General features: G+C 40.5%; 19 protein-coding genes. 11 read left to right on the plus strand and 8 right to left on the minus strand.

All coding sequences use genetic code 11. The features are described 5' to 3' along the window. Nucleotides 1-11: 11 nt before the first annotated feature. On the minus strand, nt 12-614 hold the full coding sequence (locus tag J5A55_RS01895) for a 50S ribosomal protein L25/general stress protein Ctc (RefSeq protein ID WP_004382474.1): 603 nt from the start codon (nt 612-614) through the stop codon (nt 12-14). A gap of 262 nt (nt 615-876) precedes the next feature. Between J5A55_RS01895 and nusB the strand changes: the two genes are divergently transcribed. The 5 genes from nusB (at nt 877) to J5A55_RS01920 (ending at nt 4,486) form a co-directional block, all read left to right on the plus strand. After that, nucleotides 877-1,950 (plus strand): transcription antitermination factor NusB, encoded by a 1,074-nt coding sequence (gene nusB, locus J5A55_RS01900; protein WP_004382475.1) that lies wholly within the window; start codon nt 877-879, stop codon nt 1,948-1,950. 97 nt (nt 1,951-2,047) lie between these two features. Further along, a complete protein-coding gene (gene yajC, locus J5A55_RS01905; protein WP_004382476.1) occupies nt 2,048-2,377 on the plus strand; it encodes a preprotein translocase subunit YajC in 330 nt (109 codons plus the stop codon). Between the two features lie 30 nt (nt 2,378-2,407). Beyond that, a complete protein-coding gene (locus tag J5A55_RS01910) occupies nt 2,408-3,418 on the plus strand; it encodes a CdaR family protein (protein ID WP_004382478.1) in 1,011 nt (336 codons plus the stop codon). After that, nucleotides 3,415-3,993, plus strand: coding sequence for a dephospho-CoA kinase (gene coaE / locus J5A55_RS01915; RefSeq protein ID WP_004382479.1), 579 nt, complete (start codon nt 3,415-3,417; stop codon nt 3,991-3,993). Before J5A55_RS01910 ends, coaE begins: the two co-directional genes overlap by 4 nt. Nucleotides 3,994-4,048: 55 nt before the next feature. Continuing rightward, the gene (locus J5A55_RS01920) at nt 4,049-4,486 is read left to right on the plus strand and encodes a DUF5606 family protein (protein ID WP_004382481.1); all 438 of its coding nucleotides are present in this window, start codon (nt 4,049-4,051) and stop codon (nt 4,484-4,486) included. A 167-nt stretch (nt 4,487-4,653) separates the two neighbouring features. Here J5A55_RS01920 and J5A55_RS01925 read toward each other — a convergent pair whose 3' ends face one another. Next, entirely contained in the window at nt 4,654-5,061 is a 408-nt protein-coding gene (locus J5A55_RS01925; protein ID WP_004382482.1) for an Hsp20/alpha crystallin family protein, read from the minus strand. A gap of 433 nt (nt 5,062-5,494) precedes the next feature. Here J5A55_RS01925 and J5A55_RS01930 point away from each other — a divergent pair, with 433 nt between their 5' ends. Next, on the plus strand, nt 5,495-8,338 hold the full coding sequence (locus tag J5A55_RS01930) for a choice-of-anchor J domain-containing protein (RefSeq protein ID WP_004382483.1): 2,844 nt from the start codon (nt 5,495-5,497) through the stop codon (nt 8,336-8,338). A gap of 85 nt (nt 8,339-8,423) precedes the next feature. On the opposite strand, the gene J5A55_RS01935 is transcribed toward J5A55_RS01930, so the two are convergent. Together J5A55_RS01935 and J5A55_RS01940 are read right to left on the minus strand one after the other, a co-directional pair. Next, complete coding sequence (locus J5A55_RS01935) at nt 8,424-8,765, minus strand: DUF488 domain-containing protein (RefSeq protein WP_004382484.1); 342 nt, start codon at nt 8,763-8,765, stop codon at nt 8,424-8,426. A 21-nt stretch (nt 8,766-8,786) separates the two neighbouring features. After that, nucleotides 8,787-9,311 (minus strand): hemerythrin domain-containing protein, encoded by a 525-nt coding sequence (locus J5A55_RS01940; RefSeq protein ID WP_004382485.1) that lies wholly within the window; start codon nt 9,309-9,311, stop codon nt 8,787-8,789. A 137-nt stretch (nt 9,312-9,448) separates the two neighbouring features. Between J5A55_RS01940 and J5A55_RS01945 the strand changes: the two genes are divergently transcribed. Then, nucleotides 9,449-10,120, plus strand: a complete 672-nt coding sequence (locus J5A55_RS01945; protein ID WP_004382486.1) for a Crp/Fnr family transcriptional regulator — start codon at nt 9,449-9,451, stop codon at nt 10,118-10,120. 370 nt (nt 10,121-10,490) lie between these two features. Further along, entirely contained in the window at nt 10,491-11,435 is a 945-nt protein-coding gene (locus tag J5A55_RS01950; protein ID WP_004382488.1) for a calcium/sodium antiporter, read from the plus strand. Between the two features lie 46 nt (nt 11,436-11,481). Here the strand turns inward: J5A55_RS01950 and J5A55_RS01955 are convergent, their stop codons facing one another. Then, a complete protein-coding gene (locus J5A55_RS01955; RefSeq protein WP_039851113.1) occupies nt 11,482-12,318 on the minus strand; it encodes a TlpA family protein disulfide reductase in 837 nt (278 codons plus the stop codon). Between the two features lie 172 nt (nt 12,319-12,490). Here J5A55_RS01955 and J5A55_RS01960 point away from each other — a divergent pair, with 172 nt between their 5' ends. The 3 genes from J5A55_RS01960 to J5A55_RS01970 all read left to right on the plus strand — a co-directional run bounded on the left by J5A55_RS01960 (nt 12,491) and on the right by J5A55_RS01970 (nt 15,380). Next, the gene (locus J5A55_RS01960; RefSeq protein ID WP_004382490.1) at nt 12,491-13,183 is read left to right on the plus strand and encodes a queuosine precursor transporter; all 693 of its coding nucleotides are present in this window, start codon (nt 12,491-12,493) and stop codon (nt 13,181-13,183) included. A 686-nt stretch (nt 13,184-13,869) separates the two neighbouring features. Next, nucleotides 13,870-14,325 carry a preQ(1) synthase gene (queF, locus tag J5A55_RS01965; protein ID WP_004382493.1) on the plus strand — a complete coding sequence of 152 codons (456 nt, stop codon included), beginning with the start codon at nt 13,870-13,872 and terminating at the stop codon, nt 14,323-14,325. Nucleotides 14,326-14,462: 137 nt separating this feature from the next. Beyond that, a complete protein-coding gene (locus J5A55_RS01970) occupies nt 14,463-15,380 on the plus strand; it encodes a hypothetical protein (protein WP_004382494.1) in 918 nt (305 codons plus the stop codon). Between the two features lie 242 nt (nt 15,381-15,622). Here the strand turns inward: J5A55_RS01970 and J5A55_RS01975 are convergent, their stop codons facing one another. Genes J5A55_RS01975 through J5A55_RS01985 form a run of 3 tightly spaced genes read right to left on the minus strand, consistent with a single transcriptional unit; the run spans nt 15,623 to nt 17,135 of the window. Next, nucleotides 15,623-16,570, minus strand: a complete 948-nt coding sequence (locus tag J5A55_RS01975; RefSeq protein ID WP_004382495.1) for a HipA domain-containing protein — start codon at nt 16,568-16,570, stop codon at nt 15,623-15,625. Continuing rightward, on the minus strand, nt 16,567-16,902 hold the full coding sequence (locus tag J5A55_RS01980; RefSeq protein ID WP_004382496.1) for a HipA N-terminal domain-containing protein: 336 nt from the start codon (nt 16,900-16,902) through the stop codon (nt 16,567-16,569). Before J5A55_RS01980 ends, J5A55_RS01975 begins: the two co-directional genes overlap by 4 nt. Next, complete coding sequence (locus J5A55_RS01985; protein ID WP_004382497.1) at nt 16,899-17,135, minus strand: helix-turn-helix transcriptional regulator; 237 nt, start codon at nt 17,133-17,135, stop codon at nt 16,899-16,901. Before J5A55_RS01985 ends, J5A55_RS01980 begins: the two co-directional genes overlap by 4 nt. Between the last annotated feature and the right edge of the window lie 386 nt (nt 17,136-17,521).

Consider the following 17,521-nt stretch of genomic DNA (forward strand, 5'->3'; position numbering starts at 1 on the left):
TATCGTTAAGATTATTCAGCCTCAGCTTCGGCAGCTGCTGCAGCCTGAATAGAGTTACGTGTAGCCTTGATAGAGCAAACGACAACCTCCTTAGGAGTTACTAGCTCAAGACCCTCGAAACTTAACTGACCAACCTTGATACTCTTACCAAGGTGAAGATTAGTAACATCGATGTCTAGGTGCTCTGGAATCTGCTGATAAGGAGCCTTAACATTGATCTTACGAATAGACATGTTCATACGTCCACCATCACGTACACCTTGTGCTAAACCAACGAGCTTAACTGGTACGCCCATAACGATAGGCTTCTGGTCGTTTACTTCATAGAAGTCTACGTGAAGCAAAGCATCTGTTACTGGGTGGAACTGGAGTTCCTTAAGAACTGCTGTGTGTCTCTCGCCGTCAATAACCAACTCTACAACGTAGATGTGTGGAGTGTAAACCAACTTGCGAAGTTCTGCCATAGAAGCTGTGAATGACAATGCCAATGGCTTGCCGTCTTTCTGTGCCTCACCATAAAGGTTACAAGGAACTAAACCTTCCTTACGAAGTTGTTTTGAAGCTTTCTTTCCAAGGTCTGTACGCTTCTGACCTGCTACTTTAATTTCTTTCATAACTTTGTGTTACTCTAAATTAATATGAACGTTAATTCGCCATCACACACTGAGAAATAACAACGCTAAGTCTTTATAGAACTTTTAATATCTTTTTCTCAATTTGCCGAAAGCGCTGCAAAGTTACCTCTTTTCACGGGACTACACAAGTATTGTCTTAAAAAACATAGAAAAAGAATGTTTTGTTTGCATGTGCGAAGGAATTTTCCTACATTTGCAAAGTTAAAGAATTCAATAGAAACACAATCTTTTAGAACAGACAATGATCAATAGGGAATTAATTAGAATTAAAATTGTCCAGTTAACCTATGCATACTATCAGAACGGTAACAGGAATATGGACAATGCGGAGAAGGAATTGCTTTTCAGTTTGGCAAAAGCGTATGATCTCTACAATTACCTCTTGGCTTTAATTGTATCTATCACGCAAGAGGAGCGCCATCGCGTGGAGGTAAATGCTAATCGTGCTACACGTGAAGGAACAGAGGCTCCTTCTCAACGTTTTGCTTATAATAAGTTTGCAGTACAACTAGAGGAGAATAAGCAGCTCAACAGTTTCATGGAAACTCAGAAACATCGTTGGGAAGATGATATGGAGGTTGTTCGTAAACTTTGTGATCAGATAGAACAGAGTACAATCTACCAAGAGTATATGGTGAATGAAGAGGATTCTTATGATGTAGATCGTGAGGTTTGGCGGAAAATCTATCGTACTTTGATACAAGAGAATCCAGACTTAGATGCTGTCCTAGAGGAAAAGAGTCTTTATTGGAACGATGATAAAGAGATTGTTGATACTTTTGTTATTAAGACAATTAAACGTTTTGATCCAGAGAATAAGGCAGATCAAGAACTATTGCCAGAGTATCGTGATGAGGAAGATCGCGAGTTCGCAGTGAAGCTCTTCCGCTCAACTATCCTTAATGCGGATGAGTATCAGCGTTATATGAGTGAGTCAAGTCGCAATTGGGACTTCTCTCGTCTTGCTTATATGGATGTTGTTATCATGCAAATTGCTATTGCTGAGATGATGACATTCCCTAATATTCCAGCGACAGTGACCATCAATGAGTATGTGGATTTAGCTAAGTTATACAGTACTCCACGTAGTGGCGGATATATTAATGGTATGCTTGATACAATCGCACGCCATCTTATACAAACAGGTAAGATGATGAAGGCAATGCCAGAACCACGCCCTCATCGTGCCTATGTAGATAATCAGCGGAACAATGCTCCCCGTCGAGAGGGACGTCGCCCAACGATTGCGCAGACATCGGCTCAACGTATTGCTAGTCGCACGCAGCCTGATGCTCCACAAAGGGATATCGAATAATTCAATTTGTTATGTGTATGAGGTCTCTCTTTAGTAAAGGGGGCTTCATGCGGACAAATAGTTTTTAATAGTACAATAAAAGTAATAAATAGATAAAATGAATACAGCTATGTTTTTAGCAGCACAACCTACCCAAGGTGGTGGTGGTTGGCAGATGATAGTTATGATGGTAGTAATTTTTGCCATCATGTGGTTCTTAATGATTCGCCCACAACAGAAGAAACAGAAAGAAATACGTGCTTTCCAGAATGCATTGAAAGCAGGTGACACTGTTGTTACTGGTGGTGGTATCTACGGTACAGTCAAGAAGATTGATTTGGCAACTAATAAGGTTGACATAGAGATTGCACACAATGTTGTAATCACCGTAGATAAAGGTTACGTCTTTGCTAGCGTACAGGCTTCACAACAGGGGCAGTCAAAGTAAAAACGATCTCATAAAGGAGTAATTCATTTGATGAAGATAGGCAAATCGCTGCATACACTCAGTTTCTTCAGAAGCTTCTTGTCGATAATCATCAACAAGGAGTTTCTGATTTTTTTGTTCTTCCTAATATTAAGTGGCAGTTTTTGGCTCATTATGACGTTGAATGAGACGTATGAGCGAGAGTTTAGCATACCACTTCGTATGGCAGACGTCCCTCGTAATGTTGTTATTACCAGTGAGCCAGACTCTGTTGTTCGTTTTACGGTTCGCGATAAAGGCTATATGATAGCTGCTTATGGTGCAGAAGATGCTTTTCGCCCTATATATGCAGATTACAAACTCTATACTGATGGACATAGCCGAGGCAACATCTCTGTTGCAGATCTTCAAAAGCAGATTTATTTTCAGTTATCAAAAAGCTCGAAGATAACCTCGGTCAAAGGTGGAAAACTCTCGTTTTCATTCAATTTCGGACAACATAAGAAGGTTCCTGTGCATTTATTAGGAACGGTAGTGCCAGGTAAGAATTATTATCTAGCACACGTTGACTTTGTTCCCGATAGTGTACAAGTTTACGCAGCTAGGAATGTATTGGACAGTATTCAAACGGTCTATACAAAACGTCAGTATATTACCAATTTTACCGACGTGAAGGAGATGACGATTGATCTTCGGAAGTTCACGAATGCAAAGTGTATACCATCGAAAGTGAAGATGAAACTCTACCCTGATGTCCTTACGGAAGAAAGTGTTGAAGTGCCAATAGAAGCTATCAACATGCCAGAAGACAAGGTAATGCGTACATTCCCAAGTAAGGTAAAAGTTCGTTTTGTCGTTGGTGCTTATCGTATGCGTAGTATGCCGAAGAATGCAGAGACAAAGGAATTACTGCCCGTAGACTTCCGCATTGTCGTTAATTATAAGGATATTGAATCTACTCATTCGGACAAATGCCGCTTATATATCCTCAATACTCCTAATGGTGTTCGAAATGTTCGTCCGTCAGTCAATACTGTTGATTATTTAATTGAGCAGCGATGATAATTGCAATAACAGGTGGTATTGGTAGTGGTAAGTCCTATGTGTGCCAAATATTAGCTATGCGAGGTATAAAGGTATATGATTGTGATGCCCATGCTAAGCTACTCATGCGCACTTCGATTCAGTTGCAAAAGAATCTAAAGCTGTTAGTTGGCGAGCATGTATATAAAGAAGGTGTATTGCAAAAAGCTGTTCTTGCCGATTATCTCCTTCGTGATGATGCCCATGTGCAGGCTGTTAATAATATTATTCATCCTGCCGTTGCACGTGATTTCGAACAATCAGGAATGTCGTGGATAGAGAGTGCCATCCTCTTCGATAGTCGTTTCTACGAGCGCACACATATAGATAAGGTGGTGTGTGTCACTGCTCCGATGGAAGTGCGCATACAACGTGTTATGCAAAGGGATGCTATCAGCAGAGAGAAAACTCTCGATTGGATAAACCGACAGTTACCGCAAGAAGAAGTTTTGAAGCGTAGTGATTATGAAATTATCAATGATGGAATACAATCATTAGACCAGCAGATAGACTTCCTACTCACACAACTATCTTCCACAGAGAACCGTTCCTAAGAATAAAGAGAGTTATTAATTCAGAATAATTTAACAATAAACAATTTATAAGAAAATGTTACAGACAATTCTTTCAATTGCAGGCAAACCAGGACTCTACAAGTTGGTTAGTCGTGGTAAATCGAATCTTATCGTTGAATCACTCGATGAGACGCACAAGCGTCAACCAGCTTTTGCTACCGACAGAGTAACCAGTCTCGCTGATATCGCAATGTTCACGGATAGCGAGGATGTGCCATTGGGTGAAATATTGACTAAGTTGCGTGATAAAGAGAATGGCAAAGTTGCTTCTCTTAATTGGCGTAAGGCATCTGCAAAGGAGCTACAGGCTTACTTTGGAGAGGTGCTTCCTAACTTCGATCGTGACCGTGTTCACAACAGCGATATCAAGAAACTTCTTCAGTGGTACGAGATTCTTGTAAAGGCAGGAGAAACTAACTTTGAAGAGGATATGAAGCCTACCGAGGGTGATAACATTGATGACAGAAAGTAATTGAAATCATATAAAATGCTTAGAGCAACTAAGTGTTAGAATAACGAAAAAGCCCCGAGTACAAGCGTACTTGGGGCTTTTAACATCACAATTTATTCAATTCAGTATTAATCTTTCTTTCATCAATAACTAGACAACTAGACTTTATCTCAAAGTCTTTCAAATCTTTAGTCTACAGCAATCTGTCTTGCTACCTTCTCTTTTTGTACCTGAATCTTAGGCAAAACAACCGTCAACACACCATTATTAACACGTGCTGCGATATGCTCCTTTTGTACATCATCAGGCAAAATCAGCGTCTGCTCATACTTGCTATATGCGAACTCACGACGGAGGTAATGAGCCTTTTGCTCGCTCTCCTCGGCTTTCTTCTCCATCTTAATGGTTAAGTCACCATCACTATTGATGTTTACATCGAAATCCTCCTTGCTTAGTCCAGGTGCTGCAAGCTCCACTGTGTATTCCTTTTCAGACTCCAGTACGTTGATAGCTGGTGCTGTCGCATTTGTCTTAGGCATATTTGCTGTATTCAAAAAGTCATTGAAAACTTCTGGTAACCATGAATTTCTGTACATATCTTAATCTCCTTTACTTTATGTTATTATTATTGTTTTGTACTGACCATAATGCAAGGAGCATACCAATAGACTATATGTGTCATTTTGTCAAAATGTAATGACATTATGTCTCATAGGCGTAGATTCTTATCATATTAATACTATGAATGCGATATGAAAGACACTGATATGTCTATCAAGGGGATGCAAAAGGCTATAAGAGGAGTGTTGTTTTTATGTGAATTCATTGTGAGGTAATCTTGTTTTATTGCTGTTTTAGATACGAGTTGGATAACATTCTGTGCATTGGAGATTATCAGAGAATATTCTTAATGAATTGAGTTTGTTTTTCTAATTTTTACTTCCATAATTGAAATTAAGTGCTTTCATTCTTTGATTTTATATATTTAATATTTATATTTGCAATATTTTAATTAAATAACCAAAGCTTATGAAACATTTTTCCTTATCAACAAAGCTGTTTGTAAGTATTTTCTTTCTATCCCTTACAAACGTGTTATCTGCAAAGATTCAGGAGCCTAATGTGACTAATGCCACTGCACAAGCAGGTTCTGAAAAACCAACTATTGAGTTACTGGAGGATCCTTACTTTTATTCTTTTAATGAAGGGAAGCCTGTACAATGGCAAACTGCTGGAACCGTAACACAGCTCAAGGGAAGTGATCGGTATAGTAGTGATACAGGTTTCGGGGTCGGTATTCAAACTGAAAATGAGGTGGGATTTCTCAAACAGGTAATTGATCTCAAACGAGCTGACAAGGAAGTTGTTGCAGGTGACGAACTAGAGTGTCTTCTACATTATTGTACGTTAACTAGCAAACGTCCAGAAGGACCTTTCCGTCTTGCTTTGCGTTGGTTGGATGCTGCGGGGAAAGAACTTCCATCTACAGAGAAGGATTTTATCAATAATCCAGATATTTACTTCGGTAGAATGAAGGCGTACGGCGAGTTGAAATTCCGCACCATCTGTCCAGAAGGAGCCGTAAAATTAGAGTTTGCCTTACTGATTGCTCCAGAAAGCCAAGTACGTATGGACGACTTTAGTGTCCTACGTCTATCTAAGAAAGACATTCTCCCTCTTGTTGCCGTTTTGCCTCAGTTCCGCACAATAGTGGGTGAGGTGGGGAAGTCAGAGACTTATCTTGTTGCCTTACAAGGTATGCACTTAGCTGCAGATCAAGCTCCTAACTTTGCTGGAACGCAGTCTGCTTCTGTGATGAAATTAGATGTTGATAAGTTACCAAAGAATGGAACCATCAAGGCACATCTGACAATTACTCCACAAAAAGCTGGAGTTTATGTGGGTGGTAGCACTTATAAGCTACGTTTTTCGGGTGCAGACCAAGAGAACAGTGGTTCTCTTTCATTGACAGGCTACTTCAAGAAAGCGGGAACAACACCATCTATTAAACTTAAATCAGGTCAACAAGTTCGTACTTTCGTAGCTGCTCCAAACAAGACAGATGAGCAGTCGCTTGAGTTTGAAATCAGCGATGTTATCACAAGTGTGAATCTGGCTTTAACACAAAAGGTAAATGGAGCTTTCCGTATTGATGTAGGGCAGTATTATTATGCAACTGGCTCAGGCAAACTCTATCAACGCCCTGTTAAGGTAACCTTCGCACCACGTGAAGCAGGTGAATATGAGGCCATGTTGAAGGTCTCAAGTGTATTGGCTGACACTTTAGTTATCCATCTCAAAGGTGTTGCAAAGGCTGCAACTTCCACGGAATTAGTAGAGTCTTTCGGTGAAGATCGTGCGATGGATAAACGCTTCGTAGGTACTGCGTGGACAGGTTATCATAAGTTTGATTTGGGTTATTGGAAACTTGATGGTAAGTGGAAAGATAAGAGTAACGTATCCTTGTCAGCGTCAGGTACACTCTATTATGATGAATTAATAGCCAATGGAGTTAATATACTTCAATTGTTACCAGTCACTAGTGCCAAGCAATGCAAGGCAGAATATTCCATTGATGGAGGTGGACATTGGATCTCATTAGCTGTTGCAAATGGCGCTGGGGAGTATGTTGTTAATACACATCGTCCAACGCTTATTCGCTTCGTAGCCACTTCTGATATAACTGTAGATCGTGTGAAGATTCTTCCGAATACGTTAGAAACACGTCAGAAGTTTGATAAGATAGAAGATGCCATGCTGAAGCAAGCCGATAAGGAACCATTAGAAGTTCTCAATGAGACATTTTCGGGCTTACGCCATACACGTATTCTTGGATTGAACGGGTGGCAGAATCTTACCCTTCTAGGTGAACGCCCCTTCTATGCGTGGCAGCAGAAGGATGCAGCGCAGACAGTTGTTGAGAATGAGGTGGCACAGATCTCTTTCTTGAAATATGGTGTGGAAGATAACAGAGAACATGAGAGCTGGCTTATCTCACCGACCCTCTCTTATAAAAAAGCAAAGAGTAAAGACCTAACCTTTAGCTTGATGTATCGCAATCAGACTACTGATGGGAAAGAAGTCTTTGGATTCTATATCCTCGCAGAAAAGGACGGGAAGGTTACACCTTATTATATAGATCTCTCTAATTACGTTCCGGCTGGGGTGCAGCTTGAGGCTGATTCATGGTTTGATTATCGTATCGACCTATCTAAAGTGGATGGACTTACCATTGACGATAACTTCCATGTTGCCTTTTCTTACTATAGTCCAGTGGGAGGTAAACGCACATCTCTTAACTTCATGATAGATGATGTGACTTTCGGACGCACTGATCTTCCTGAATTGAGTATTGATAATGACTTTATCAAGTTTGTGTTCCATGCAGGACAGGAGATGACGCCTCAGACGATAAATGTATTCTCTGACCGTACTAAGGCACCAATTACTCTCACTTTAACTCCTTCTGGTCAGAAAAAATACTTTAAGGTTTCGCATAGTAAGTTGCCAAGTGAAGGAGGAACTATTGCCGTTGGCTTCAAGAGTAATGATACAAAAACTCATGCTGCGGCATTGCTTATTCAGACTCGTGGAGCAGAACCCATTGTTGTGAAACTACTTGCTCAACCTATTGACACAGGTATTGATGACATAACAAGTAATGGAGAGAACGTGCCATCTCCTGCGATTATTGGTTCACAATTGGTTGTCAGAGGTAATTATCAACACTATCAACTTTTCTCTACGGATGGCTGTCTTTTACAACAGGGGACTTATCAAGAGCAAATTGATCTGTCTCATCTTCATTCAAAGATCTTTATTTTGAAGCTCAGAACTGATAATGTTGTGAGGAGTTTCTCATTGATACGTTAAATACTAAAAAACTGACATATTCTCCATAATTGTCAGTATATAAAGCAAAACAGGGGCAGATGATAATATCTGTCCCTATGTTTGGTTATGTTGTTTCGAGTAGTTCCTGCAGGACGACAGCATTGTTATGTTGCTCGTCATGTGCCGCATAAAGTAGTGTTGCATTAGGATGTTCTTGGATGGCTTGACGTAACTCCTCCAATGCGCCAGATGCTTGTAACTCTGCTTTGTAACGCTCGGTAAACGTGTTGAAACGCTCTGGGTCATGCCCGAACCATTTGCGTAATTCATTGCTCGGAGCAACCTCTTTCAGCCAAAGGTCAATCTTCGCTTTCTCTTTACTAATGCCTCTTGGCCACAATCGGTCTACGAGTATTCGATAACCATCGGTTTCTTCTGCCGGCAAGTAAACACGTTTTAGTTTCATAATCTACTCTTTTTAAAAACCTTATTCTATAGCTAATGCTCTCGGGAATATCACTTCGTTTTCCACATAGATATGTTCCAAGAGATAATTGCGGAACTGTTTTAAGTCTGCTAAAGCCTTTACATATTCAGGTTCTGCACCTTCTGGGGCTGTGTAGTTATTAGTCAGTTCTGCAATGCGATCGTGTCGTTCAATCTCATCACTATGGTCAGCCATCATTGCATTGATAGGGAATTGGATGGAACCACAGTGGAATGGAGCGTGCTCCTGACCCAATTCAGCTGCATTGAAAAGCTCTATGATGAAAGGATAGAGTACGTTCTCTTCTTTCTGGCAATGCAAGTCTAAGTCTGCAATACTATTACGGAAATGATCTACAACACGATCTAATTCTGGGTGATTAGCTGCTAATTGGTTCAATCTCTCTAATAGTTCATTACCATATTTGCGTGTGTTACGATGATGAAACTTCAATACGTAATCAACAAGTAAGTCTAGATCCCATGTTTCGAAAGGGATATTTGTTTTGAATAGTGTCTGTGACATATCTTTAAATTGTTATCTTGTTCTTGTTTGCAAAAGTATTAAAAATAACGGGAGGAGGGGAGTAACAAATGTGACCATATCGGGTTAAAGCACGTTAAAAGTATAGGATTACGAGTATTCTTTGTATCTTTGCAGGCATGGAAAGTAATGTTATGAAAGCCCTCCGTGCCTGTCCGCTCTTTGCAGGGATGAGTGATATTGAGATAGAAATAACGCTGGGGAACGTTCCACATCAGCTGGTTTCTCTACCTCCGCATGATGTTTATGCGTTAGCAGGAATGCCTTGTCGATCAGTAGATATTGTTGTGAGTGGTGTGTTGATATGCCGTATGGCAGCCTTATCGGGTAAGCAAGTAGAGGTGAGCCGACTGCGAAGTGGCAATCTTGTTGCACCTGCTTTTATCTTCTCTAAAGACCGAAGTCTACCCGTTAGTGTTGAGACTGATGGGCGTGTGGAGTTGTTTCGTATGAAGCCCGATAGCCTGAAGTCACTTATTGATAACGATGATGCAATCCGCATGAATTTCATTCGTATCCTTTCTAATATAGATGTTTTCCTTACGCAAAAGATGAAGATTCTTAGTCTATTTACCGTCCGAGAGAAGGTAGCCTACCTACTTTTAGAGCGTGCAGGAGAGCAGGGTAGTAATGAGATACACCTTGAGCGCTCACGTCAGGAGATTGCTGATTCATTCGGAATACAGAAGTTCTCTCTTCTGCGTGTACTTTCCGATTTAGAGAAAGAGGGTGCTATTGAGATTAAGGGTAAGATTATTAAGATACTTAATCGACGTGGACTTGCTGGCTAAAGAGCATATATAGAACTTCCTCCAGCCCCTCTCAAGGAGGGGGAGTACTTAATGGGAAATATAAGGAGACGCTTTTCTCTAATTGAGAAGGGCGTTTCCTTGTTGTAAGGAAAGGCTCTCTTCATGTCAAGAAGAGCGTCTCTTTATTTGTGCTACCTTTGTTCTTGGCTAACGAGGCATTGCCCCGTTACACATAGACCTTAGTCTCTTTCATATTGTGAAGAGGGGCAACTTGGAAGCAAATAATGGATGACATGAGGGCTATTTATCAAATAACTGCATTGTAAGTAGCCCATAATTGGTGCAGAACTAACATTTTGGCATATTGCATTTTATTTGTATCTTTGCCCGCCAAAAGAGTAAGAAGTATATGATACTAAATGTTTTATTTATCCTCGTGGGCATTGTGCTCGTTTTATGGGGAGCCGACCGATTGACTGACGGGGCTGTGGCAGTGGCTGAGAAAATGAAGATGCCACAGATTGTGATAGGGTTAACAATAGTTGCGATGGGTACAAGTATGCCTGAATTTTGTGTGAGTCTTGTGTCTGCACTCAAAGGGACTACCGACTTGGCTGTAGGTAACATCGTTGGTTCGAATATCTTTAATACGCTGTTGATAGTAGGTGTCTCTGCGTGGGTAGCACCTATGACTATCTTGAAGTCAACCGTTCGGAAGGATATACCTTTTGCATTATTTGCCTCAGTTGTATTACTAATAATGTGTCTTGATGGTAATATTAGTAGGTTGGATGCAGGCATCCTCTTTGTGCTATTCCTTGTCTTTATGTATGTCACCTTGAAGGGGGCTAAGACGAAAGACGATGATACCACTGCTAAGACAGACTCCATTGAAGATAATAAAAAACCTATGGCAACATGGGTCTCTATCGTATGGATAATTGTTGGATTAGCTTGTTTGATAGGCGGCAGTAACCTTTTTGTGGAAGGCGCAACGAAGGTGGCAGAGCATATCGGTGTGTCGGAAGCAGTCATCGGACTAACCATTGTGGCTGGAGGAACTTCCCTACCAGAGTTAGCAACAAGTGTTGTTTCTGCGCGCAAAGGCAATAGTGGCATTGCTATTGGCAATGTCTTAGGCTCGAATGTGTTTAATATTCTAGCAATCTTGAGCGTTACAGGTGTAATAACTCCTATGCACTTGCAAGGTATAACGATGTTAGACCTCTCAATGATGGTATTCTCAACGCTGTTAGTATGGCTTTTCTCCTTCACGAAGTATAAGATTGCAAGGTGGGAAGGAATCGTCCTTACAATAGTATTTATCGGTTATATGGTCGTGTTGTGTTATTAAATAATGTGTGTCAAATAGCGCGGCTATCTGACACACATTATATATATTACTTCAATAACTTTGCTAATTCTGTCTGCAAAGCTTCACCTCTTAGATCCATTGCAATGATTTTGCCGTCCTTATCGAGGAGTATGTTTGAAGGAATAGAACGAATGCCATAAACCTTACCAGCAGCAGACTGCCAGCCTTTCAGGTCAGACATCTGAGGCCAAGTCATACATAGTTTCTCAACAGCAGAAGACCATTTGAGTTTGTTGTCATCGAAACTAACACCAATAATCTCTAACCCCTTGTCCTTATATCTCTTATAAGCCTCCACAACGTTAGGCATCTCCTTGCGGCAAGGTGCACACCAACTAGCCCAGAAGTCAACGAACACATACTTACCCTTACCTGCCCAATCGCTTAGCTTCATCTGCTTACCATTGAGGTCGGTCATTACCAACTCCTTATACATAGAGCCTGGTTCGCGTAGCTTGTACATCTCATATAAATCTTTGGCTTTCTTCATCTCTGGCGCATTGTAATAGCCCGTTGATGGGTCACATAGCCTCTTCAAGTCTGCATATTCTAGTCCGTCAGCCACCTCCGCAATATATTTTGCAGGGAAAGTAGTAGTCTTGAACTTCTCAGCAATCTCTAGAACAGTAGCCAACTGAGCGCTATCCAGCGAGTCAGCCTTAGCCATAATCTCTGTGACTTTAGCCTTATCAGCCTCTGTGAATGTAGATGGATCTTTCTGGCGCAAGGGAGTGAGTTCAGCTTCCAACTTATGAAATTCAGTCTCAATCTGCGACATCTTACTCTCGTATGGCTTTGTATCTTGCGCACTAGCAGCAAGTGTTGTAGCAGCCAACATGGTCATTAAAATGATTTTCTTCATATCTTTCATTTGGTTTATATTATGGTTACAAAAGTAATGAAAATATGCTTATCTCCACGTGTATTTAGCTTTTTTTTAGGGCTTATTACGGTAGTTCAGATAAAAAGCGTACCTTTGCAGCCACTTAATTGAATAGGGGTACTTGCTCAACCCCCTTTAACAAAACAAGATAATGATAAAAAGTAAACAACAAGTGAGTGTGCTGTTTATGCTTTTCAGCATCCTCTTCTGCGTTTGCCTTATTGCGGCAAACACGCTCGAGACAAAGCAAATCTCTGTGTTAGGTATCTCATTGACGGGTGGACTCATCGTCTTCCCCATCTCTTACATCATTAACGACTGTGTATGTGAGGTGTGGGGATTCCAAAAAGCACGTCTGTTGATATGGACGGGCTTTGCGATGAACTTCTTCTTTGTATCTATGGGGGCTTTATGTGACTGGATACCAGGTGCACCTTATTGGACAAACGAAGCTGGCTTCCATGCTATCTTTGGTCTTGCTCCACGTGTGGCAGCAGCCTCTTTCATAGCTTTTATATTGGGATCATTCGCTAATGCCTACGTCATGAGTAAGATGAAGCTACGTGATGGAGGTCGTCATTTCTCATGGCGTGCCATCTTGAGTACCATAGCAGGTGAGAGCCTTGACTCTCTTATCTTCTTCCCATTGGCGTTGGGTGGCGTTGTTCCAACTCCTGAATTGCCCAAACTAATGCTCTGGCAGGTGGTCTTAAAGACGCTTTACGAGGTGATAGCCTTACCTATCACCATCCGTGTAGTGAAGGCATTGAAGGCGCATGAAGGCGAAGATGTCTATGACAATGGTGTGAATTACAGCATTTGGAAGATATTTTCTTTGCAGTAGCGCACAAGGGAATAAACAATTAAAAGGGGATGTGTCAATCGGTTGGCACATCCCTTTTTCGATGTAAGTAAGGCTTGAGTAGTAGTATCTAATGGAGGCTAATCTTCTGTAAGTTCTGATAGTGTGCCTAATATTGTCTCAAAGCAGGGATAGCATTGTGAGGCAAAATAAGAAGACAAACATTCGTAAATATCTAATCTAATGCAGAGCAACTTTATGCGAGTGAGCTTACTATGAGTAAGGTTGCACAACAAACCAGAACCCCGCTTGCTATTCGGATTGTTCAATATCGGTTCCTATTAGTTGTGCGTTTTCGCTCCTTGTCTAATACAGTTTCACTCAGTTTCTTCCTTGTATCTTCTTCTTTTCTCATGTGTTTTACGTCTTTATCTTCCGTACCTTTTATTTGTCTCATCACGATGAAACTTGTGTCTCATCATGATGAAACGAGTGTCTCTTCATGATGAAACTTATGTCTCATCACGATGAGACGAACTTTTTATACGTTTGTAAAAGATGCAGAGCACGTGAGAAATGATTCGCAGACGTGGAGTAAATAATAATGGAACGGGTGGGAGAGAACCTCGAAGCCTATAAGATGTTGGTTAGGGTGGTAATATATGAGAATGGTGTTTGCAATTTACCAACAATGTATTACCTTTGCAAGTAAAACAATATAAACGATTATGGAAAGAAACGAAGAGGGCTTGCAGTCGTTAGGTTCTGCAACCCAATACAGAATGGATTATGCGCCAGAGGTGTTGGAGACGTTTATGAACAAGCATCCAGAGAATGACTATTGGGTGCGTTTCAATTGTCCGGAGTTCACGAGTCTGTGCCCTATTACGGGACAACCAGACTTTGCAGAGATACGTATCTCATACGTCCCTGGCGAGCGAATGGTTGAGAGTAAGAGTCTTAAACTCTATCTTTTTAGCTTCCGTAATCATGGTGATTTCCATGAGGATTGCGTGAATATTATTATGAAAGACCTTATTAAACTCATGGATCCTAAGTATATTGAGGTGACAGGAATCTTCACTCCTCGTGGGGGAATCAGTATCTATCCGTATGCTAACTATGGTCGTAAGGGTACGAAATACGAGCAGTTAGCCGAACAACGATTTATCACGCACGAATAAAGAAGTATGTTCCTTGTTCGTAACAAATGCTGATTGTTATGACAACTAAGCGGATTGTATATTCCATATTCTGGGTTCACATCCTACTAAGTTTCTGTTGGTGGGCATTACATATATGTCTACCAGCAGATTTGCGGATGGAACCCTTATTCGATACCTTATTATACTATGGCATGCTTGGTACCCTTCCTATATGGTTTTATCCTATGGGGAAAGTAATCCGAAAGAGCTTTAACTATAATGAGATATTGGGTGTATTGGTCATCATCCTTATGAGTGTTATCGTTCTCGTCTGTGGTGTTGTTGGTTTGTTTGTGTTCTCTATTGATGGTCCGAAGGCGGTATGGTATAAGGATAAGACTCATATCATTACAGATGGTTATGCGTCACAGGTGTGTTCGTTCTTCGTGTGCGATAGGGGAGGAATAGTAGATAAGGTGAAGTATAAAGGGTTCACTGGTGATTCACCGATCATCCCTGATTCTGCACAATGGAAGTTCTATGACCAGTGGGGAGTACTGGTGGCATGGTCGGATAACAAGCTTGATGATGACCGAGGTATGAAGGCTTATAGCCTTTTTGTTACTGATTCCTTATTATATAAGAGGCATCAGAAGGAAGTCCTAAACTTGTGTAAGTCATATCTGATGAAGGAACGAAACTATATTCTCAATGGTCATTTATCGTGTTACGGAAACTCTCTTCCAAACTATGAGTTCGAATATAACACACGGACACGGATAATGAGTGTAGACGGGGGTGGGTTTGTTTCTAAGAATAAAGTTAGTTTTAAGTTGTCCCAGGAGGCGAATGATAGTATTGTTACTTTCATCCATCAGCATCCAGAGGAATATATAGATCATGAAGAAGACGTTGAACATTATGGTCAAGGAGATGTATGTGTATGGCTTGATGTAAATAGGCGTACAGTCTTTGACTGTGATAATAGCGACTTTGCACACATGCCCGCTCCTTTCCAGAATATCATTCGTCTATTTGCAAAAAAGCATGTACGGGGGCGTGACCTATTGCAAGTTGTGGACAAAGCAGAATGATTTTCCTAAAATAAAAGCTCTCAATAAAGCACTATAAACCCCTAATTTATTTTTAATTTTATTTGCTGTCAGTTTTAACATTCCGTATAACTCCTTATTTATCAGTATCTTCTTCTGGTATAAGTAATGACGGGAGTGACAGCAAATATAATCTCTCTCTTTATTTATAGAGTATTTACATCGTGTAAGAAACTACTTCGGAAAGTCCTGTAATTTACTCTAATTTGTGTATAAAGGGGCAACTATTCCTTTGCTAATGTCTCCAATCGGTTATCGATAAGGGCTTTGTATGATAGTTTCTGGTCATCACTTATGAATGAAGCATCTATACAAGCAAACCACTTATCTCTAAATTTTGAGAAGTCGGAAAGTATTCTGTTTGTAACTATCTCGGAAATGCCTGTGGAGAGCATTGCTTCCCTAAAGTCATAAACGAGAAGTTTCTTCTTGAATCCATTGAGGTATAGTGCCATTTCTTCTGTATCTTCTGGCATGATGATCTTTGTAGAGACTTGATCGTAAGTTGGACTGAGGACATATCGATTTATTTGTGGACTATACAAGGAGAAGTTCTTTAGGTGCATGTCTGCATTACCAATAATCCATGAGAAGACAACCTGTTGCCAATAGTTTATTTTATCGAGTTGTGGTATACTTGAATATTGTTCTATGATTCTTGTAATCGATTCATAGCTACCTTGATATTTCTGTTCTGTGAGCTTTCCACTCAATTGACACATATCTTCCATAGGCAGTTTCTTGCCATCGTTTGTCCTATCTATTCTCCGTGTGATATAATTCAATTCACCATCAGCAAACCGAATGAGTGCATGAGGAACGACTGGGATTTTTGCAATCTCAGCCAAATGCATGGAGAGATCTTCTATTTCGGGCAATCGTTCGAATCGTTCTGTCTGTGGCTTAAGGATGTAACGTCCAATGACGCCTACAATCGTTAGGCGTTGTGGATTGCCTACAGAATCATGTTCAAGATCTATTGATAACTTTGATTGAACACCAGTCACAGTAGTCCTATTAGCAACAACAATCTGTGCTAACTCATTGATGTCTTTACGAGTATAAGGTAGTTCTGGAGCTATGAGAGAACCAAATACTTTCTTTATACAATGTGAATGATAATCAATCTCACCTGCATGTAATTGTTTATAACAGCACAAACATCGTTTCATCTTTCCTCTTCTTTTTGCTCAATAGGTACAATACTGACATCGCCTATGCAATCACGACAACATGAGAGAAGTAGTCCCATGCGGTCACGTTGATTGATTTTCCAGTTCCGTTCAGCAATGCGCAACATCCAACCTTCAGGTATAAGACCATCAAAAAAGGAAAAGAGAACATTGCTATGATAGTCTTTTTGATCTAATGGTAAAGTGAGACTAACAGGTGTGGGATGGTTACTATTTAGGTACTCTTGCGAATAAGTGAAGTTGTAACCAGTCTCATTTTCTATTATGATACCTGCCATTTGATCTCTAACAAATACTTGTCCTTGTCTCATTTTGATGAATATTTGGGTGGATACTCCTTCCTTGGTATGGGTACAGGTGCTAGTTGTAAGTTGAACAATAGAAGTACTTGATTCACCTTATCCATACGCAAAGTAGCCTTTCCTTGCTCCATCTCACGGATGAATCGAAGACCTACTCCAGCCTTGAAAGCCATATCCTCTTGTGTCAGATGATACTCTTTGCGTAGCTGCTTTAGTGTGGTTGATAATTGATTATTCTCCATCTTGTTTATACCTTATCGGGTACAAATATACAGAAAAACCATGAAAAAGAGGGCTAAACATCCCTAACGGGTATAATCTTATGCTTATTTAACGTAATTACACCCTATTGGGTATAACATAGGTGATTGGTGGCTCTTATTTAAAAGGTGCTTATCTCCTTATGACGGAACGCCTTTCTCATAGTAAGGAAGGCGTCTCGTCAAATGAAGGGAAGCCCTACCTAATCTTGAGAGAAGGGGGAGTTTGTCTAAAGAAAGATAGTTTGAACGAAAGTGATGTGGTGCCTCTCTCTATTTGATGTATGTTTCTTGATAGTGATAAGTCATGTGTTGTTGATTGAAAAGCCTGCTTCAAAGTAGGGACAGATGCCCTCGTCTGTCCCTAC

It is taken from the genome of Prevotella veroralis, from assembly GCF_018127765.1.
Classification (GTDB): domain Bacteria; phylum Bacteroidota; class Bacteroidia; order Bacteroidales; family Bacteroidaceae; genus Prevotella; species Prevotella veroralis.